We start from the raw sequence: 20,475 nt of genomic DNA, 5'->3' as shown, positions 1-20,475 counted from the left end.
CGCCTGTGGTCAAATTACAGACAGACGGTCTCGCCCCCCGCCGCCTCGGCGTCGGAATGATCATGCGTCACCTGCAGGACCGGCAACGCGCGGTGGCGGGCGGTCTCGAAGACCAGCTCGCGGACCTGTGCGCGCAGCCCGGTATCGAGCTTGGAAAACGCCTCGTCCAGCAGCAGCGCGCGCGGCTCCGACAAGAGCATCCGTTGCAGCGCTACCCGCGCCCGCTGCCCGCCCGAGAGCGTGGCCGGGTCACGATCGGCAAAGCCCGCAAGCCCCACTTCCGCCAGCGCCGCCTCGATCCGCGCACGCCGCGCGGCACGCCCCTTGAGCCCCGGCTTCAGGCCAAAGGCGAGATTGGCCGCGACCGACAGATGCGGGAAAAGATACTCGTCCTGAAAGAGGAGACCGATCTGGCGCGCCTCCGTGGGCAGTCCCGCCAGGTCACGCCCGTCCAGCCGGATGCGCCCGGTCATCGCAAAGGCCGGCTCCAGCGTGCCGGTGATCGCCGCCAGCAGCGTCGACTTGCCCGAGCCCGACGGCCCCATCACGGTCAGCACCTCGCCCGGCCCGATGGTGCAGTCAAGCGCCATCAGCCGCACCTCGCCCAATGAAAGCACCACCTGCTCGAACCGCAGGCCGGTCATCTGCGCAGCCCCGTCAGCCATTCAGCAATCCTTTCCGGTTGCGCCACATCAGGCGCGGCAGCAGCACCGCCAGCGCGAAGGGGGCAAACGCCGCCGCCATCTGCGCCAGCGCATAGACCCCGATCACCCGCCGGTCGCCACCCGAGGCCAGCGCCACCGCCTCGGTCGTCAGCGTCGGCACCCGGCCCGCGCCGACCAGCAGGGTTGGCAAGTATTGCCCCACCGACACGGCAAACCCCACCGCCGCCGCCGTCAACACCGGCCTGAGCAGCATCGGCAACCGCACCGCCCAGAGCACCCGGTCCGGGCCCGCCCCAAGCGCGCGGGCGATGATATCCTGCCGCCGGTCCCAGGCCCGCCAGGGATCGGCCAGCGCCAGAAAAACGTAAGGAAGCACGAAGACCAGATGCGCCAGCGTCACCGCCAACCGCCCGCCAGCCACCCCGGCGCTGATCGACAGCGTCTGGAACCCCGCAAGAAACGCCACCTGTGGCACGATCAGCGGCAGGTAAAGCAGCCACAGCGCCCGCGTGGCGGGGCGCAGCCCGTAGCGATGCTCGGCCTCCAGACAGGCCAGCGTCAGCAAAAGCGCGAGGCCGGTGGCCGTGGCGGCGATGATCAGCGTCTCGGCCATCGGCCCGGCCAGGCGCGGCCCGTGACGCGCCCAGTTTCGCAGGGTAAATCCGTCGGGCAGCAGGTCGGGAAACTGCCACATCCCGGCAAAGGACCAGACCACCTGACCCGCCAGCCCGGCGATCACCGCCACCGCCGCCGTCGCCCCAAGCGCCAGCGCAAGACGGCGGATGCCCTGATCGACGTCGCGATGCCCGCGCGCGCCCGAAGCAATCCAGCGCCGCCCCAGACCCGCGACCGTCATCTCCATCAGCCGCCACAGGCCCAGCCCGGCAACCACCAGCCCCAGTTGCAGCACCGCCCCCGCCGCCGCCTGAAAGCGCAGCGCAAGGTCGGGGTCGTTCATCCAGCGCACCACCTGCACCGCCAGCGTCGGCGGCGTGTTCGGTCCGAGGATGATCGCCACATCCACCACCGACATGGAAAACGCCAGCACCGCATAGACCGGCAGCCGGATCTGCCGGTAAACCAGCGGAAACACCGTCTTGAGCCAGCCGGTCACCCGCGCATAGCCCAGCGCCTGCGCCATCCGCAGGCTTTGGGCGGGGCGTGCCTGCGACAGCGCGGCAAGCGTCATAAGCAACAGGAACGGCACCTCCTTGGTGACCAGGCCAAAGATCAGGCTCAGCCCCGCCGGATCCTGTAAAATCAACAGATCGGGCGGCTGCTCCCAGCCCGTGCCCCAGGGCGACAGCCCCCGCACGATCCAACCTGACGGCGCGATCAGGAACGCCAGCCCAAACGCCGCCGCCGCATGCGGCACCGACAAAAGCGGCGACAGCAGCCGCTCGATCATGCCAAAGGTGCGCGTCCCCGCCCAGCCCGCGCAGATCAGCACCACAATCACCAGCGAGACCGCCGTTGCAGCCAGACCCACCCCAAGGCTCAGTGCCACCGCGCGGGGCAGGCCCGGCCAGGCGAAAAGCTGCTCGAATGGCGCAACGCTGACCCCGATGCCGCCCAGCGCGGGCATGTAGCCCAGCGCCGGGGCCAGCGTACCCAGAAGCCCCGCCAGCACCGGCCCCAGCATCACGCCCAGCGTCAGCAGCGGGGCCCAGGGCAGGAACCGCGCCCGCCGCGCCCGCCGTGCCGGGGCGATGGTGCTGGCAGCGGCGCGCACGGGTCTTTACTGACCGACGCCGTAGCGCGCGGTCCAGTCCTGCTCCAGCCGAACCATCCACGACGGGTGCGGCTCGGGCAGCGCATCGCCCAGCTCATCGGGAGCAAGCGTGGCGACGCCCAGCTCAATCGCCTCAAACGTCGCGCGGTCCTCCTCCGAAAGCTGGTCCAGCGCCAGCACCGTGCCATTGCCCCAGACCGCCGGGTCGGATTTATGCGCCTGCGCCTCGGGCGACATCAGGAAATTGGCCAGCACCAGCGCGCCCTCTTTCGCATTGGCATTATACGGAATGGCGACAAAGCTCGCATTGCCGATGGTGCCGCCGTCCAGCACATAGCTGCGCACCGTCTCGGGCAGTTCGAAATTGGCGATGGCGTTCGACGGCTCGTTCGGGTTGAAGCTGAGCGCGAGGTCGATCTCGCCATCATTCATCAACTGAATAAGCCGCGGCCCGGATTGCGGATAGGCCGCGCCACTGCGCCACAGGTGCGGCGTCAGCGCATCCAGATACGCCCAGAGCGGCGCGGTGGCGGCCTCATAGCTCGCCTCGCTCACCGGCTCGGTCAGCACCGACGGATCAGGCGTCAACTCCATCACCGCCTGCTTGAGAAAGGTGCTGCCCACGAAATCGGGCGGCTGCGGATAGGCAAAGCGGCCCGGATTGTCCCGCGCCCAGTCAAGCAGCGCGGGGATCGACCGCGGCGGTTCCGCTAACCGCGCGGTATCATGGTAAAAGATGATCTGCGCCATGCCCCACGGTGCCTCCAGCCCCTCGGTCGGCACGGTGAAATCCGACGTGACGGCGGGCTTGCCCTCGACATCGACGAATTGCCAGTTGGGCAGGTCCTCGGCCCAGGGACCGAACAGCAGCCCCTGCTCCTTCATCGCCGCAAAGTTCTCGCCGTTGATCCAGATGAGATCGACCGCGCCGCCCGCATCCTTGCCCGCCGATTTCTCGGCGATGACCCGGCTCACGGCATCCGAGGTGTCCTTGAGCTTCACATGCTCGACGGTCACGCCATAGCGCGCCTCGACCTGATCGCCCGCCCAGGCAATATAATCATTTGTGGCATTCGAACCGCCCCAGGCGTGCCAATAGACGGTCTGTCCCTCCGCCGCGCCGGTGACCCCTTCCCAATCGGTGGGGTCGGGCACCACCTCCTGCGCGGCCAGCGGTGCGGCCAGCGCGAGGGCGGCCAGCGAGGTCATAATCTGTCGGATCATCTCGGGGTCTCCTTGTCGGGTTGTCTTGTTATAGCAAATCCGCCAGCCGCGCGAAGTCTTGATCCATCCGCGCCGCCGTCTCGGGATCAAGATAGTGATCGACGCGGCCCTTCACATGGGCAATCAGCGCCGCCTCGCTCTTGCCCGCCGCCCAGTCCTCGCCATCCTGCGTCGCCTTGGCCTCGGCCCCCGACAGGACACGCCATTTCGCGCACCATGTCATCGACCACAGCCACATCGCCCGCCGCATCGGCAATATCCACGGCGCGAGGGCGGCGCGTTCGGCCACGGGCAGGCACTCCAGCCAATGGCGACAGGCATCGGCCACCTGCTCGGGCGTCAGCACCGCGTGGGTGGCAATATCCCAAGTGGTTGAGGTGTAGAGCGTGGCATGCGCCAGATCGAGCGGCGGCGCGCTGTAACGCGCCTTTTCCAGATCGACCAGAACGGCGAGGCCCGCTTGCGTGACGATGAAATTGCCGGGATGCGCGTCAAAGGAAATCAGCCGCTTGGGCGGGCGCGGCGCCTCATTGGCCAGATCGCGCAACGCGGCGATATGGGTTTCGACGATGCCCCGCGTCGTAGGCTCAGCCGCATGCAGATACGCCGCCTGCGCGTCGATCTCCTCCAGCAGCCCGACCAGCGGATCGGCGGGGTCGAGCAGCGGCGCACGCGCCTCCGGCACCGGCAAGGCATGGATCGCGGCCACCGCCGCCATGATCGCAGGCAGGTCTTCGGGCAGCCGCGCAACCCGCCCTTCGATCTCCTCCACCACCAGCCCGCCGCGCGGCAGCGCATCCGAGGGCGGCAGCACAGCCGAGAGGCGCGGCGCATGACCCGACGCGCTCGCGCGTTCGAAACACGCCGCCTGATAGGCGAGGTTTTCGGCAGGCGCGAGCTGCATCTGGCTCTGCTTCGGCAACCGCGCGATCCAGCCGGTGCCACCCAGCCGCACATGATCATGTGCCAGCCCGGTATCGGCCATCAGTTCCGGCACACCGCGCGCGATCCCCGCAGCCTCCAGCGCCTGAGACAGCGCCGGCAGCAGCGCGCCGCGCCGATCCCCGGCCCTGACCGTCATTCCGCCGCCCGTCTCGCCGCGATGCGCTCCTCACGCAGCCGCGCCAGTTCCGGCCCCAGCACCTTTTCAAAGAACCGGTCACAGCCGATGCAGAGGTTGCGATAGGGCGCGCCATCGGGCCGCTTGGTGCGCGATTCCTCGAAAAACCGCGACAGATCCCAACCATGCGCCATCCCCATCCGCTCGGGGTGCCCCATGGAAATCGCCTCGAAGGCGGGATGCCCCACGAGGCTGTCGAGGATATCCTCCAGCCGCTCCTCGCAGAGATTGCCCAGCGGTGCTGCGGTCTTGAGACAGCAGGGAAACACATCGCCATTGGGGTCGATCGACACCTCCGACCCCGAATAACCACGATTGAGAAAGCCCATGCCCCCCGACCACACATTGCAGAAATTGTCGGTGATCCCGGCCTTGGAAAGCGAGTTCTCCCACGCCCGCCCGCGCGGCCAGATCTTGCCGATCCAGGCGTCTTCCGTGGCGCCGAACATCGAATAGACCGGCTGATCCTCCGTCTGATCGGCCCAGTTGCGGGTGGTCGAGGCCAGCGCGCTGTCACGCATCCCCGCCGATTGAAACATCTCGCGCAGCCGGTCGATCAGCGGCATCCGCTTGTCGCCCTCGTGGCCGACATGGAAATCGTCCATCCCGGCGCAGGAAATCATCCAGACCCCGCGCGTCAGCAGATCATCAATGATCTGCGGCGTCACCAGATCTCCCGTCGTCTGCACGATCACCCGCACGCCCTGCGGCCCGTATTTGCGCTGAATCGCCTCCATCGCAGGGTACAGAACCTCCTCGCGCACCGGATCGACCAGCACTTCGCCGCCCGCCAGAATGATCCGGCTGGCACGCCGCTCATAGCCGCCGGGGGCCGTCTCCGAAGGCGCGTTCAGGTCGAGATAGCTCAACTCGTCGGGCAGGCTGTCCAGAACCTTGGGAAAGGTGGCTTTCGATTCCTCCACCACCTCGCGCAGGGCATCGCGCACATAGGGGCGAAACCGCCCCTCGTAGCAATGCTTGCAGCGGCGGTGACAGGCCCAGTTCAGAACGTAGTAAATGCTTTCCATCGCGCACCTCCAGTCTCCAGCCCGATACCGGGATTTGGCCCCTGCATGCCCAAGTCCGCCCCGAGTTGAAAGGGCCAGCGCCGGAGGATCACGGGATTGTCAGTCTTGTAACCCGCGAACGCCTGACACGTCACGCGCCCGCGCCTCAGCCCACATCCGTCCGCCCGCGCCGGTCCGGGCGCAGCGCGGCATAAAGCACATGCGTCCGCCAGCGCCCGTTGATCTGCAGATAGCTTTGCGCGACCCCCTCATACTTGAAGCCGCATTTCTCCAAGAGCCCGCGCGAGGCGTGGTTCTCCGGCAGGCACGCCGCCTCGATCCGGCTCAGATCCAGCCGGTCAAAGGCGTAATGCACCACCGCCGCAATCGCCTCGCCCATGTAACCCTGCCGCGCATGCGGCTGCCCGATCCAATAGCCCAGCGTTCCCACCTGCGCCGGGCCACGCCGGATATGATCCAACGTGATCGCCCCCAGAAGGGTCTGATCCTCACGCCGGATCAGGAACAGCGGCAGGGCCGCGCCGCTGGCGATCGAGCGCTGCGCCCAGAACACCCGGTTGGAAAACCCCTTGCGCGCCAAATGATCGGCGGCCCATGCAGGCTCCCACGGCATCAGGAAATCGGCGCTCTGCGCGCGCAGAGCGCTCCATTGTCTGAAATCACTCATCGCCGGTTGCCGCAGGGTCAGACGCTCGGTCTCGATCCTCAGCTTCCGGCGTGGCAAGAGCAACATCAGGCCGCGCGCCGCGCGTTGAGGCTGTCCAGCGTCGGCGATTTCGACACCGGACCATAGAGCGCCAGCGCCGAGGGCGCGCGCGTGACCGTCTGCTCGGCCAGCCGCCGCACATCGGCCAGCGTCACCGCGTCGATCCGCTCCACCACTTCCGGCAGATCGGGCACCCGGCCCCAGATTTGCAACATCCGCGCCAGCCGTTCGGCGCGGTTCGACGGGCTTTCCAGCCCCATCAACAGCCCCGCCTTCATCTGCGCTCGCGCGCGCTCGACCTCCGCGTCGGACATATCCTCGGCGGCGCGCTTCATCTCGTCCACGGTGATGCCGGCCAGATCGCCCATCTGATCCTCGGAGGTGCCCGCATAGATCGTCAGCATGCCGGTATCGGCATAGGCCCCGGCCTGCGCGAAGATCGTGTAGCACAGGCCCCGCCGCTCGCGGATCTCCTGAAACAGCCGCGACGACATCGACCCGCCCAAGGCCGAGGCATAAATTTGCGCGGTATAGATATCGGGATGCCCGTATTCGGGGCTCTCGAATGCCAGCGCGAAATGCGCCTGCTCCAGATCCTTGACATGCCGCGTTTCACCGCCCGCGAACCGCGCCTTGGGCGGCTCTATCGTGTCGCTCGGGATCATGTCGCCATAGGTCTCTTCGGCCATCTTCACCAGCGCCTCGTGATCAACCGCGCCCGCAGCCGCCAGCACCATCTGCCCGGGGCGGTAATACTGATCTACGAACCCCTCCAATTCGGTGCGGCCAAAGCCGCGCACCCGCGCCTCGGCCCCCAAAATGGTGCGCCCCAGTGGATGATCAGGATAGGCCTGCTCCTGCAACCAGTCGAAGATGATGTCGTCGGGCGTGTCCGCCGCCTGCCCGATCTCCTGCAGGATCACGCCCCGCTCGATCTCGATCTCGCGCGGATCAAACACCGGATTGCGCAGGATGTCGGCGATCACATCCATCGCCAGCGGCACATCATCCTTCAAGACGCGGGCGTAATAGGCGGTCACCTCGCGGCTGGTATAGGCGTTGATATAGCCACCCACATCCTCGATCGCCTCGGCGATCTGCAAGGCGCTGCGCCGCTTGGTGCCCTTGAAGGCCATGTGCTCCAGAAAATGTGCGATGCCATTCTGCTCGGCCCGCTCATGGCGTGCGCCCGCCATGACCCAAACCCCGATGGCCGCTGATTCCAGTCCGGGCATATACTCGCTCGCGATGCGAAATCCGTTCGGCAGCGTGGTCAGTTCTACACTCAATGCGTGATCCGTTCCTTGATCAATGTTTCGATAGAGCCAAGATCATTGGCAATGCGCGTCACGCGCTCCTCCCGCTCATACAGGTCCGCCATGCGCTCGGGCAAGGGGGGGTGAAGCCCGCTCGCCTCTTCGACAGCGGCGGGAAACTTGGCCGGATGCGCGGTGGCCAGCGTGATCATCGGCACGCCGGGGCTGCGATGCGCCTCGGCCACATGCACGCCCACGGCGCTATGCGGACACAGCAACTCGCCGCTGCGCTCCCACGTGTCCCGGATCGTGGCGCGCGTAGCATCCTCGTCGCAGCGCCCGCTTTCAAACGCCTCACGCAGTGCCTGCAACGCGCCCTGACTGACGGCAAATCCCCCGGCCTTCAACTCGTCCATCACCTGCGCCACGGCCCCGCCATCCTGACCGTAAGCATAATAAAGCGCGCGCTCGAAGTTGGAACTCACCTGAATATCCATCGAGGGGCTGATCGACGGGACGACCCCATCAGGGCGGTATTCTCCCGTGCTCAGACAGCGGTGCAGAATATCGTTTTGATTGGTCGCCACCACCAGCCGCACGATGGGCAACCCCATGCGCCGCGCGATATAGCCCGCAAAGATATCCCCGAAATTCCCCGTGGGTACGGTGAACGACACCTTGCGATCCGGCGCGCCAAGGCTCACCGCAGAGGTGAAATAATACACCACCTGCGCCAGCACCCGCGCCCAGTTGATGCTGTTCACCCCGGCCAGCCGCACCCCGTCGCGAAACTCGAAGTGGTTGAACATGTCCTTCACCCGCGCCTGCGCATCGTCGAAATGCCCGTCGATGGCGAGCGCATGCACATTACTCTCAGTCGGCGTCGTCATCTGACGCCGCTGCACCTCGGACACACGCCCATGCGGATAGAGGATGAACACATCCACCGCATCCAGACCCCGAAACGCCTCGATCGCCGCCGACCCGGTATCGCCGGAGGTCGCGCCGACGATGCTCACCCGATCCCCCGACCGCTTCAGCGAGAATTCGAACATCTGCCCGATCAGCTGCATGGCGAAATCCTTGAACGCCAGCGTCGGACCGTGGAACAGCTCCAGCAGGAAATGCCCGCTATCCAGCTGCTTCAACGGCGCCCGCGCGGCGTGGCCGAAGCCCTCGTAGGCCCGCGCGATGATCCCGCGAAACTCCTCGTCGGTAAAGGCGTCCCCGATGAACGGCCGCATTACCCGGAACGCCGCCTCCTCATAGCTCACCCCCTCCAGCGCGCGGATATCATCCGCCTCCATCACCGGAATGCTCTCCGGCAGATAGAGCCCGCCATCACGCGCCAGCCCGGTCAGCATCGCCTCTTCAAAGCTCAAGCTGGGCGCGCGGCCCCTTGTCGAGATGTAGTTCACCGTTGCTGCCCTTTCCTTGGCTGGCGCATCCGCCAGATGAAAACCCCGGTCATCGCGGCCCATATGGCGGCCAGCGAAAACCACGTGATCGCGTAACTCAAGTGATCGTTCGGAATGTGCACTGTGTCTACCGGCAGCGGCGTCACGCCCTGTTCCGGCGGCGACACCTCGCGCGCGATGATCATCAACGGCTCGGTCCCCAGCACCTCAGCCATCTGCGCGATATCGCGGGCGAACCACATGTTGCCCGACACATCGTTCTCGGGCGTGGAACTCAGCCGATCATCGGGCCAGTGCAGATTGCCGACAACCCGCACCACGCCCCCGGTCACCGGAATCTCCTCCGCCACCTTGATGAATCCGCGATCCAGCAGCACCCGCCGCCCCTCGGTCTCGAAGGCGGAAATCACCCGGTAACCCGCGCCGGCCTGCTTCTGACTGACCAAGACCCGCAGCGCCCGCGCGCCGATCTCGCCCGCCGCCTGAACCGGCAGATAGCGGTCGGCCTGCGCGCCCGCCACCTCGGGCAGCGGCACCGGATCGGCGGAAATCCGGCCCTCGATCCTGGCCAGCACCGCCTCTTTCCAGGCCAGCCGCTCGACCTGCCACTTGCCCAGCGACACCAGCACCGCCACACCGGCAATGCCAAAGATCAGCGGCACCAGAACACTCTTTCGCATGGGTCCCTCTCAAAAGGAAAATGCGGGAGGGTCAAATCCCCCCGCACCTTCATCTTGCCGAAAATATCCGCGCCTGCTGCCGGGCACGATTTTTCGCCGAAAAATCGTCACCCGCCCCAAACGTAGACGGCAGCGAACAGGAACAGCCAGACCACGTCGACGAAGTGCCAGTACCACGCCGCCGCCTCAAAACCGACATGCTGCTCGGGCGTGAAATGGCCCTTGAGCACGCGGATCAGGCAGACGAACAGAAAGATCGTGCCGATCAACACATGCGCACCGTGAAAGCCGGTCGCCATGAAGAAGTTGGCCCCGTAGATATTGCCCGAGAAACCGAACGCCGCGTGGCTGTATTCATAGGCTTGAAACACGGTAAATATCGCACCCAGCGCAATCGCGAGGATCAGACCCCACTTGATGTCGTTGCGGTTGTCCTCATGCACCAGCGCATGGTGCGCCCAGGTCGCGGCGCATCCTGAGCACAGCAGGATCAGCGTGTTGATCAGTGGCAGGTGCCAGGGGTCAAAGGTCTCGATCCCCGCCGGCGGCCAGATCGCATCGACCATCGGGCTCTCGGGCCCCATCGGGTACATCGCATGCTTGAAAAAGCTCCAGAACCACGCCGCAAAGAACATCACCTCGGACATGATGAACATGATGAAGCCATAGCGCAGGCCGATCCGCACCACCGGGGTGTGATCGCCGGTCTCACCCTCGTGGACGACATCGGCCCACCAGCCAAACATCACGTAGAGCACGCCCACGACCCCGGCCAGAAGCATCCAGGGCCCGTGATCGTGGAAAAACAGAACCGCCCCGAAGAGCATGACAAACCCCGCCAGCGCGCCCAGAAGCGGCCAGATGGAGGGGGGCAGAATGTGGTAATCGTGGTTTTTCGCGTGTGCCATCTTGGTTTATCCCTCGTCGAAGGCTCAGTTCAGGGTTTTATCGGTTTTCTTGGCAGGCTCAAGCGCCGCCTGCTGGTCTGTCTCGGACAGGTCAATCTCGTGGAACGTATAGCCCAGCGTGATGGTGTGGATATACTGCCCTTCGCGATCATCGACAATCGCCGGGTCCACATAGAAGGTCACCGGCATCTGCGCCCGCTCGCCGGGCTGCAACACCTGCTCTTCAAAGCAGAAACAGTCGATCTTGGTGAAAAAGCTGCCCGCATCGTAAGGCGCGACATTGTAGCTCGCCGATCCGGCGACAACGCGGTCGGTCGGGTTATAGGCCTCATAGAACGCCAGCCCGGTCTCGCCGATGCGCAGTTCCATCTCGCGCTCGACCGGCTTGAACTCCCACGGCATGCCGCGCTCGCGGCTGGCATCGAACCGGACCTTGATCGTCTGATCCAGGATATCATCGCTCGCGACATCCGACACGCCGGTCACCCCGCCAAAGCCGGTGACACGGCAGAACCAGTCATAAAACGGCACCGACGCCCAGGCGAGACCGCCCATCAACACCACCACACCCACGGTCTGGGTCAATGTCTTGATCTTCGGATCAAGCGCCATCAGTTCCCCTCCTGCTGCTGCTCAGTCGGCACCATGAAATCGTCATCGGTCACCTTGGCCACGGTCAGGCCAAAGACCAGCGCGACGAACCCCGCCAGCACCAACCCCAACCCCAGATTGCGGCCAAAGCGACGCTTGTGCAGCTCATGTTCCTCGCGAAAGCTCATGCCCAGCCCGCCATGCCAAGGCCCGCCAGCGCCGCCTCCGCCAGAATGGCGGTGAAATGCGCAAAGAGATACCACAGCGACAGCCGGAACGCGCGCTTCTCGACGCGGTAATTATCGGCCTCGGCCTGATCCTCGTCGCGCCGCCAGATCGCCACCGCATCGCGCAGGAAGAGCGCGTTAAAGACCAGTGCCACGGCCAGATAAACCGGCCCGCCGATGCCGGTGAACGCGGCCCCGATCGCCAGAATCGCCAGCAACACCGTGTAGGCGAGGATATGCTGCCGGGTCGATTTGCGGCCATGCGTGACCGTCAGCATCGGCACGCCCGCCGTGTCGTAGTCGCCCCGCATGAACAGCGCGAGCGCCCAGAAATGCGGCGGCGTCCACATGAAAATGAGCGCGAACATCAGGACCGACTCGATGCTCACCGTGCCGGTCGCGGCGGCCCAGCCGATCATCGGCGGAAAGGCACCCGCAGCGCCCCCGATCACGATATTCTGCGGCGTCCAGCGTTTGAGGCCGATGGTGTAGATCACCACGTAGAAAAAGATGGTGAAGGCGAGGATCGTAGCGGCCAGGGCATTCGTGGCCAGCCACAGCATGACGACCGAAAAGACCGCCAGCGTGATGCCAAAGGCGAACGCCTCATCGCGGCTCACCTTGCCCGCCGGAATGGGGCGTTTCGCAGTGCGCCTCATCACCGCGTCGATATCCGACTCCCACCACATGTTGAGCGCGCCAGCGGCACCGCCGCCGACGGCGACGAAAAGGATCGCAGCCAGCCCCACCACCGGATGCACTGCCACGGGGGCGGCCAACAACCCGACCAGCGCGGTGAACACCACCAGCGTCATCACCCGCGGCTTAAGGAGCGCGAAGAAATCGCGAAAGCCCGCATCGCCGGTCTGCGCGGCGGGGGCTTGGCTGGCTGTGTTCACACTGGCATCGCTCATCGGTCTCTCCTGTCAGGCGGCGCATCGGCGCGCCCACCCGGCGGGGTCAATTCGGGCGCGCCCCAAGGGCCGCGCCCGGCTCACGTCATTCGGCAGCGGCTACCTGCACGGCACGCGGCGTGCCGGCATATTCCTCGATCGCCCCGTCGAGCCATTCCTGATAGGCCTCTTCGCTCACCACCTTGACGGTGATCGGCATATAGGCATGCGCCTGCCCGCAAAGCTCCGAACACTGGCCGAAATAGACACCTTCCTTCTCGGCCTCGAACCACAGCTGCGCCAGACGCCCCGGCACCGCATCCTGCTTCACGCCGAACGCGGGGATCGTCCAGGAGTGGATCACGTCGGCCCCGGTCACGGTCATCACCACGGTCTTGCCCACCGGCACGACAACGGCGGTATCGGTCGCCAGCAGGAACTCGTCCTTGCTATAGCCCCCCTCGACCAGTTGCTCCTCGACCTCGGGCGTCAGGCGATTGTCGCCCCCCGTGGCCGGGGACCCGATCATGTAGCTGTCAAAGGCGAACTCGTGATCGGTATACTCATAGCCCCAGTACCACTGATAGCCGGTCACCTTGATGTTGATATCCCCCTCGGGGATTTCCTGCTGCTTGAACAGGATCGGCAGCGAGAACGCCCCGATGAATACGAGGATGACAATCGGGATGATCGTCCACGCAATCTCTACCGGTGAATTGTGGGTAAACTTCGCCGGGGTCGCATTGACGCGACGGTTATACCGCACCGCCACGACGGCCAAAAGCGCCGTCACTAACAACACGATGGAGATGATGATCACGTTGATCATCCCGTCCAGCCATTGCAGATCGCGCGCCAGCTCGGTTGCGGCGGGCTGAAAGCCCGTCTTGCCCAGCTCGGGCTTGCCGACAATCTCAAGACCGTCCTGCGCTGCGGCAGGAAGGGCGGAAAGGGCGGCCAGAACGGCCAGAAGGCTGGAAGTTAGTCGCATATTACACCCTGATCGGTTGAAGCGGTTCATGTCTTTGTGGCAGGTCTTGCGCCGATGCGGCGGAATCCCGTTGTCTTGGTGCTGTCTAAAACCATATTCTGCCGCAAACGACAAGAAAGAGCATTGCGGCAAACGGACGCTTTTTTGATCTGGATCAATTTGGCACAGCCCCCGTCTCCCGCCATCATATAGGACACTTCTCCATGACTGACACCGCCTTTCGCCCCTTCGACAGCCTGCTTGACCGGGATGCCGCACTCTCGCATCTGCAAGAGGCCACGCGCGGTGCCGATGACGGCGAGTTGTTCCTTGAACGCCGCCGCGCTGAGGCGTTGACCTTCGACGATGGCCGGGTCAAGACCGCCTCCTATGACGCCTCCGAAGGCTTCGGCCTGCGCGCCGTGCGCGGCGAGGTGACGGGCTACGCCCATTCCTCCGAAGTGAACGACGCCGCCCTCAAGCGCGCGGTCGAGACCGCCCGCCTCGCCGTGGGCGACGGCGGCGGCACCCTCGCCGCCGGGCCTGCCCGCACAAACCGCCACCTCTATACCGATGACGACCCGATTGCCGGGGCGTCCTTCCCGGTCAAGCTCGACACCCTGCGCGAGATTGACGCCTTCGCCCGCGATCTCGACCCCCGCGTGGTGCAGGTCACCGCCTCCATCGCCGCCTCATTGCAAGAGGTGGTGATCCTGCGCCCCGACGGCACAGAGGTGGGCGACATCCGCCCGATGACCCGTGTCAACGTCTCGGTGATCGTCGAACAGGACGGTCGCCGAGAGAACGGCAGCGCGGGGGGCGGCGGGCGCATCGGCCTCGACGGTCTGCTGATGCCCGCCGACTGGCAGGCCAAGACCCGCGAGGCGCTGCGCATCGCCCTCGTCAACCTTTCCGCCGAAGCCGCCCCCGCAGGCGTGATGGACGTGGTCCTCGGCCCCGGCTGGCCCGGCATCCTGCTGCACGAGGCGATCGGTCACGGGCTCGAGGGCGATTTCAACCGCAAGGGCTCCTCCGCCTTCGCCGGTCTCATGGGCCAACGCATCGCCGCCCCCGGCGTCACGGTCCTTGATGACGGCACAATCCCCGACCGGCGCGGCTCGCTCACCATCGACGATGAGGGCACCCCCTCGGCCCGCAATGTTTTGATCGAGGACGGCATCCTTGTGGGCTACATGCAGGACCGCCAGAACGCCCGCCTGATGGGGGTAGAGGCCACCGGCAACGGCCGCCGCGAAAGCTACGCCCACGCCCCCATGCCGCGCATGACCAACACCTACATGCTGGGCGGCGACGCCACACCGGGCGATCTGCTGTCGGAAATGAAGGACGGCATCTATGCCGTCGGCTTCGGCGGCGGGCAGGTCGACATCACCAACGGCAAGTTCGTCTTTTCCTGCACCGAGGCCTACCGCGTCAAAAACGGCCAGATCGGCGCGCCGGTCAAGGGCGCCACCCTCATCGGCGACGGCGCCACCGCCCTGCAACAGATCCGGGGCCTCGGCAACGACATGGCCCTCGACCCCGGCATGGGCAATTGCGGCAAGGCCGGTCAATGGGTGCCCGTCGGCGTGGGTCAACCCACGGTGCTAATCGGCGGTCTGACGGTGGGGGGATCGGCGGCGTAGGGGGGCGGCATGACTTGAGGCAGGGCCGATTGTGAATTTAGCCAAGCGTTTGAATTAGATTCTGGAACACGAGGTTCCCCGATGCTCGATGCAAGCCTAACGCATTTCCAATCAGTGTTCGCGGACAAGTTTTTTGTCGTACCAGCAGACCAAAATTACTTCCTTGCCCGTTTTACAAAAACTTACGGACTGCATGCGGAATTCTGGTGGCAATCGCTTCAGGCCGTCGAGAAAGTCCTGAAGGCAGGACTGATCCTGAACGGCGTTTCCGTAAAGCGAGGGTACTCCCACGATTTGGAGAGGTTGTGGGATAAGCATTTGCAAACCTTCGGCGACCTTTCTGTCAGAAGCCTACCGAAACCGAAAGCTTTGGGCGATCAGCATTGGCACAACAGGCCTCTCAGCCACTTCATATCTAGATTAAACCGAATGGGGCATCCTGACTCGAGATATGGCCTTGTTTCATATACCAATCATGCGGGCGATCTCTTTAAGCTGGACAAACTGTTTTTTGAGCTACGCCGCCGAACCATTGGTCTGGACTGGATTGTTGGAAAGGGCTGGGAAGATGATCTTTTGAGACCATTTTATGGGCAGCCTTATCGAAACGTGATCGAGCAGCTTCCAAACCACCAGATACGCAAGGAGCGTATTCCAACAGGTACTCTCGCAACGGTTGGTACCGACTTGGAAGATATGTACTACGCGTGGAATTTTGCATTTCCCAGAACTGAAGGTGACATTGAGAAACCAGCCCCTCCAAATGTGGCTCCGGCCTTTCCGGGCTTTAGGAATTCATATCTTTATCTTCTTTGGCAGGACCTAAATGGAAAAGCAGTTACTCACGACATGCAGGGGAAGGTAGGTTGGTTGCTAGCAAATGTCATGGTGGGAAAGGAAGCTGAGATAGCATTTAAGAAGTTGCTAAACAATCAGTGAGCCATGTGCATACTGCACAATACTGGCTCAGCTACGATTACCGACGATCCCAACCGAACAAACTCCAGTTCAAGCCCACCCACCACGCAGCCCCCCTTTCACCTTTCCCAAAATACTCACATCCCCCCACCCAAGCCGGGCCACCCTGCCCGCCTTCATCTTGCCAAAAATATCCAAATCCCGCCCGGGGCCGCCCGACACACCCCTTGCCATCCCGCGCCAGCACCGCGCGCCCCGGTCACGCCCGGCCCCCGTCCGCATCCGCCACCGTCGCGGTACAGACACCAACCACCTCCCAACCACAAAAATAATTAACCCCGCATCTCAAAAGCTTAGACGAAAAACCCGAAAAATCCGCGACTCAGCCGATTTCGGTTTACCGGGCATTAACCTTGCCCGCGCTATCCATGATCCTGCAAGCAGGCGAGGTCACGGATGCCCGAGGATACACATCCTTCCACTCACCCCCCACTCCCACCCACCACGGAAGATGATCGGGTGTCATGGCTTCGCCTCTTGCGCTCGCGCCGAGTCGGCCCGGCAACCTTTCACCGGCTGATCTCCGAACACGGCACAGCACAGGCAGCGCTCAACGCCCTACCCCAGGTCGCCCGCGCCGCCGGTGTCACCGATTACACCCCCTGCCCTGCGGGCGTGGCCGAGGCTGAACTGCGCGCCGGAAAAACGGTCGGCGCGACCATGCTGACCTGCGCGGATACCAACTATCCCAAGGCCTTACGCGACATCTCCGACGCGCCGCCCATCCTGTGGGCGATGGGCGACCTTACGGTTCTCGACCGCCCCGTCATCGCGCTCGTGGGCGCGCGCAACGCCTCGTCACTCGGCACACGCATGGCCCGCTCGCTCGCCGCTGACCTGTCGGAACAAGGCTACACCATCGTCTCCGGCCTCGCCCGCGGCGTCGATACCGCCGCCCATCTGGCCAGCCTCAAGGGTGGCACAGTGGCGGTCATGGCCGGCGGCGTCGACGTGATCTATCCCGCCGAAAACACCGCCCTCGCAGGCGACATCCTCAGGACCGGCCTGCGCCTCTCGGAACAACCCATCGGCCTCATCCCGCAGGCCCGCCACTTCCCCAGTCGCAACCGCCTGATCAGCGGCCTGGCACATGCTGTGGTCGTGGTCGAGGCCGCCGCTAAATCCGGATCCCTGATCACCGCGCGCACCGCCCTCGATCAGGGCCGCGAGGTGCTCGCCGTACCCGGCCACCCGATCGACGCCCGCGCCTCGGGCTGCAACATGCTCATCCGCGACGGGGCCACACTGGTGCGCAACGCCACCGATGTGATCGAGGCATTGCCGACGCCCAAGCCCCAGGAAACACAGGCGGAAATGCCTTTGGAAACCACGCCGGAGCCCCCCGCCCGCAGCCTGCGCGACACCGCCGCGCTGCACCGGCAGATCCTGCAACGCCTTGGCCCCTCGCCACTGGCCGAGGATCAACTGATCCGCGACCTCGGCGCACCAGCGCGCACCATCGCCCCGGTGCTGGTCGATCTCGAACTCGATGGCCGGATCACCCGCCAGCCCGGAGGCTTACTCTCCCTCGCTCGCTGACCCCGCGTCGGCAGGTCACAAGGGCCACATTGACAATTCCCCTTGCCAGCCCACATGTTGCGCCGCCATAAGCCTCGACCTGAGTCGGAAGGAGTGCCCATGCCCGTTGTCGTTGTCGAATCGCCCGCCAAAGCCAAGACGATCAACAAGTATCTGGGCGACGGCTATACGGTTTTGGCAAGCTATGGCCATGTCCGCGACCTGCCGCCCAAGGATGGCTCGGTCGATCCCGAAAACGGCTTCGACATGACATGGGAGGTAGGCACTGACAGCCGTAAGCACGTCAAGGCCATCGCCGACGCGCTCAAGGACGACAACGTCCTGATACTCGCCACCGACCCCGACCGCGAGGGCGAGGCAATCAGCTGGCATCTCGAGGAAACCCTGCGCAAGCGCAAGGCGATCAAGAAGGACACGCCGGTCAGCCGCGTGGTGTTCAACGCGATCACCAAGACCGCCGTCACCGAGGCGATGCAAAACCCCCGCCAGGTCGATGCGCCGCTGGTCGAGGCCTATCTGGCACGCCGCGCGCTTGACTATCTGGTCGGCTTCAACCTTTCGCCAGTGCTCTGGCGCAAGCTGCCCGGGGCGCGTTCGGCAGGGCGCGTGCAATCGGTCTGCCTGCGTCTCATCGTCGAGCGCGAGATGGAGATCGAGGCCTTCAACGCGCGCGAATACTGGTCGGTCAAGGCCCTGCTTGCCACCCCGCGCGATCAGGAATTCGAGGCGCGCCTCGTGACCCTTGCGGGCAAGAAGCTCGACAAATTTGATCTCGAAAACGCGACGCAGGCCGAAATGGCCGTGCAGGCCGTGGCCTCACGCGCCCTGACAGTCACCTCGGTCGAAGCCAAGCCCGGCACCCGCAACCCCTCGGCCCCGTTCATGACATCGACCCTGCAACAGGAGGCCAGCCGCAAGTTTGGCATGGGCGCCAAGCAATGCATGAGTGCGGCACAGCGTCTCTATGAAGCCGGATACATCACCTACATGCGGACCGACGGCATCGACATGGCCCCCGAGGCGGTGATGGCCGCGCGCGATGCGATCAAGGACCGCTACGGCGAAGACTACCTGCCCAAGAGCCCGCGTATGTACAAGAACAAGGCCAAAAACGCGCAGGAAGCACATGAATGCATCCGCCCCACCGAGATGACGCGCGACGCGGGCAAGATCAAGACCACCGACGCCGATCAGCGCAAGCTCTATGACTTGATCTGGAAGCGCACCCTCGCCTGCCAGATGGCCGCCGCCCGGCTGGAGCGCACGACGGTCGATATCGGCAGCGACGATGGTCAGGTGGGCTTGCGCGCCACCGGGCAGGTGATGCTCTTCGACGGCTTCCTCAAGGTCTATGAAGAGGGCCGCGACGATGTCGTGAGCGACGATGACGACCGCCGCCTGCCGCAAATCATGCAGGGCGACAAGGCGGCCTTCGCCAAGTCCTCGCTACGCGCTGAATTCGCCAAGGCGCAGGACGGGACCGAGACGACCGCCGCTGTTATGTCAGAGGCCGAATCTGTCCTCAGCCTGCAACATTTCACCCAGCCCCCGCCGCGCTATACCGAGGCCACGCTGGTCAAGAAAATGGAAGAACTGGGCATCGGCCGTCCCTCGACCTATGCCAGCGTGTTGGGCACGATCCAGGACCGCGAATATGTCCGCAAGGAGCAGAACCGCCTCTATCCCGAGGACAAGGGGCGAATCGTCACGATCTTTCTGATCAACTTCTTCCGGAAATATGTGGGCTATGAATTCACCGCGAATCTAGAGGAAGACCTTGACCGGGTGAGTGCGGGCGAGGCGGATTACAAGGACATCCTCTCACGCTTCTGGCGTGATTTCTCGGCGGCCATCGCAGAGACATCGGAACTGAGGATTGCCGAAGTGCTCGACGTGCTCGACGAGGCGCTCGCACCGACACTTTATCCACCCCGTGAAGATGGCAGCGATCCGCGCCAATGCCCGCTCTGTGGCACCGGGCAGCTACACCTCAAGACCTCGCGCTCGGGCGGATTCGTGGGCTGCGGCAACTACCCCGAATGCCGCTATACCCGTCCCATCGGCGGGGACGCGGCGGAAAACGGCGACCGCATACTGGGGGAGGATGAGGACGGCAACGAGATCTCCCTGCGCTCGGGCCGCTTCGGCCCGTATGTGCAGCGCGGCGAGGCGTCTGAGGAGAACAAGAAGCCCGACCGTGCCAGCCTGCCCAAGGGCTGGAAGGCCGAGGAAATGACGCTGGAAAAGGCGCTGACCCTGCTGAGCCTGCCGCGCGAGGTGGGCGAGCACCCCGAGGGCGGCACGATCAAATCGAATTTCGGGCGGTTCGGCCCCTATATAATGCATCAGGGCCCCGAGGACGCCAAACCCGTCTATGCCAATCTCAGGGATCCGGCGGATGTGTTCGAGATCGGCATGAACCGCGCGGTTGAGCTCTTGGCCGAAAAGCGCGCCAATCCCGGCGGGCGCGGGCGAGCGGCGGCCAAGCCGCTGCGCGATCTCGGCGAGCATCCCGGCGAGGGTGGCCCGATCCATATCATGGACGGGCGCTTTGGCCCCTATGTCAAATGGGGCAAGGTCAATGCGACCTTGCCCAAGGACGTGCAACCAGCCGATGTGACGCCGGACATGGCCGTTGAACTCATCGCCGAGAAATCGGCGAAAAAAGGCAAGCCCCGCAAGACGGCGAAAAAGCCTGCCACCAAGAAGCCTGCCGCCAAGAAGCCTGCCGCGCGCAAGAAGACCGGCTGACACAGGGCGAGCCCGAAATCTTGAAAAGATTTCTGTCCGCGTTCTTTGCAAGAACGCGGCTCCTTCCAACGTCTACGTAGTAATCCCTATTTCCTGACATTTGACCGCGTCCCCGCGTTGACTCCACCCATTGATCCGCCCGA

Annotated in this window: 18 protein-coding genes; 4 read left to right on the top strand and 14 right to left on the bottom strand. The window is 64.5% G+C overall.

What is annotated here, in order from left to right:
- Nucleotides 1–14: 14 nt before the first annotated feature.
- From BHD06_RS05865 to coxB, 14 genes are all read right to left on the bottom strand, one after another.
- Nucleotides 15–644 (bottom strand): ATP-binding cassette domain-containing protein, encoded by a 630-nt coding sequence (locus BHD06_RS05865; protein ID WP_080456311.1) that lies wholly within the window; start codon nt 642–644, stop codon nt 15–17.
- A gap of 13 nt (nt 645–657) precedes the next feature.
- Nucleotides 658–2,307: an ABC transporter permease gene (locus tag BHD06_RS05860; RefSeq protein ID WP_080456310.1), complete on the bottom strand. Its 1,650-nt coding sequence runs from the start codon at nt 2,305–2,307 to the stop codon at nt 658–660.
- A 96-nt stretch (nt 2,308–2,403) separates the two neighbouring features.
- Nucleotides 2,404–3,621, bottom strand: a complete 1,218-nt coding sequence (locus BHD06_RS05855; protein ID WP_376764842.1) for an ABC transporter substrate-binding protein — start codon at nt 3,619–3,621, stop codon at nt 2,404–2,406.
- 28 nt (nt 3,622–3,649) lie between these two features.
- Nucleotides 3,650–4,702, bottom strand: a complete 1,053-nt coding sequence (locus BHD06_RS05850; RefSeq protein WP_080456063.1) for a hypothetical protein — start codon at nt 4,700–4,702, stop codon at nt 3,650–3,652.
- Entirely contained in the window at nt 4,699–5,769 is a 1,071-nt protein-coding gene (locus tag BHD06_RS05845; protein WP_080456062.1) for an SPASM domain-containing protein, read from the bottom strand. Before BHD06_RS05845 ends, BHD06_RS05850 begins: the two co-directional genes overlap by 4 nt.
- A gap of 145 nt (nt 5,770–5,914) precedes the next feature.
- Entirely contained in the window at nt 5,915–6,502 is a 588-nt protein-coding gene (locus tag BHD06_RS05840; protein ID WP_080456061.1) for a GNAT family N-acetyltransferase, read from the bottom strand.
- Nucleotides 6,502–7,764, bottom strand: coding sequence for a pitrilysin family protein (locus tag BHD06_RS05835; RefSeq protein ID WP_080456060.1), 1,263 nt, complete (start codon nt 7,762–7,764; stop codon nt 6,502–6,504). The genes BHD06_RS05840 and BHD06_RS05835 overlap by 1 nt, the downstream gene beginning before the upstream one ends.
- Complete coding sequence (gene thrC / locus BHD06_RS05830; RefSeq protein WP_080456059.1) at nt 7,761–9,149, bottom strand: threonine synthase; 1,389 nt, start codon at nt 9,147–9,149, stop codon at nt 7,761–7,763. The genes BHD06_RS05835 and thrC overlap by 4 nt, the downstream gene beginning before the upstream one ends.
- Nucleotides 9,146–9,829 carry an SURF1 family protein gene (locus BHD06_RS05825; protein WP_080456058.1) on the bottom strand — a complete coding sequence of 228 codons (684 nt, stop codon included), beginning with the start codon at nt 9,827–9,829 and terminating at the stop codon, nt 9,146–9,148. Before BHD06_RS05825 ends, thrC begins: the two co-directional genes overlap by 4 nt.
- A 107-nt stretch (nt 9,830–9,936) precedes the next feature.
- Complete coding sequence (locus BHD06_RS05820) at nt 9,937–10,737, bottom strand: cytochrome c oxidase subunit 3 (RefSeq protein ID WP_080456057.1); 801 nt, start codon at nt 10,735–10,737, stop codon at nt 9,937–9,939.
- Between the two features lie 24 nt (nt 10,738–10,761).
- The gene (locus BHD06_RS05815) at nt 10,762–11,349 is read right to left on the bottom strand and encodes a cytochrome c oxidase assembly protein (RefSeq protein ID WP_080456056.1); all 588 of its coding nucleotides are present in this window, start codon (nt 11,347–11,349) and stop codon (nt 10,762–10,764) included.
- Nucleotides 11,349–11,516: a hypothetical protein gene (locus BHD06_RS23635; RefSeq protein WP_176214289.1), complete on the bottom strand. Its 168-nt coding sequence runs from the start codon at nt 11,514–11,516 to the stop codon at nt 11,349–11,351. The genes BHD06_RS05815 and BHD06_RS23635 overlap by 1 nt, the downstream gene beginning before the upstream one ends.
- Nucleotides 11,513–12,469 (bottom strand): heme o synthase, encoded by a 957-nt coding sequence (gene cyoE / locus BHD06_RS05810; protein WP_080456055.1) that lies wholly within the window; start codon nt 12,467–12,469, stop codon nt 11,513–11,515. Before cyoE ends, BHD06_RS23635 begins: the two co-directional genes overlap by 4 nt.
- Nucleotides 12,470–12,554: 85 nt before the next feature.
- Nucleotides 12,555–13,439 carry a cytochrome c oxidase subunit II gene (gene coxB / locus BHD06_RS05805; protein ID WP_080456054.1) on the bottom strand — a complete coding sequence of 295 codons (885 nt, stop codon included), beginning with the start codon at nt 13,437–13,439 and terminating at the stop codon, nt 12,555–12,557.
- Nucleotides 13,440–13,642: 203 nt separating this feature from the next.
- Here coxB and tldD point away from each other — a divergent pair, with 203 nt between their 5' ends.
- From tldD to topA, 4 genes are all read left to right on the top strand, one after another.
- Complete coding sequence (tldD, locus tag BHD06_RS05800; RefSeq protein ID WP_080456053.1) at nt 13,643–15,064, top strand: metalloprotease TldD; 1,422 nt, start codon at nt 13,643–13,645, stop codon at nt 15,062–15,064.
- Nucleotides 15,065–15,145: 81 nt separating this feature from the next.
- The gene (locus BHD06_RS05795; protein WP_080456052.1) at nt 15,146–16,003 is read left to right on the top strand and encodes a hypothetical protein; all 858 of its coding nucleotides are present in this window, start codon (nt 15,146–15,148) and stop codon (nt 16,001–16,003) included.
- Nucleotides 16,004–16,438: 435 nt separating this feature from the next.
- Complete coding sequence (gene dprA / locus BHD06_RS05790) at nt 16,439–17,581, top strand: DNA-processing protein DprA (RefSeq protein ID WP_080456051.1); 1,143 nt, start codon at nt 16,439–16,441, stop codon at nt 17,579–17,581.
- 99 nt (nt 17,582–17,680) lie between these two features.
- On the top strand, nt 17,681–20,332 hold the full coding sequence (gene topA / locus BHD06_RS05785; protein ID WP_080456050.1) for a type I DNA topoisomerase: 2,652 nt from the start codon (nt 17,681–17,683) through the stop codon (nt 20,330–20,332).
- Nucleotides 20,333–20,475 lie beyond the last annotated feature (143 nt).

It is taken from the genome of Roseovarius sp. A-2, from assembly GCF_002072155.1.
Taxonomy (GTDB): Bacteria; Pseudomonadota; Alphaproteobacteria; order Rhodobacterales; family Rhodobacteraceae; genus Roseovarius.
The sequence above is the reverse complement of the archived record's forward strand: the minus strand, read 5'-3'. Positions and strand labels throughout refer to the sequence as shown.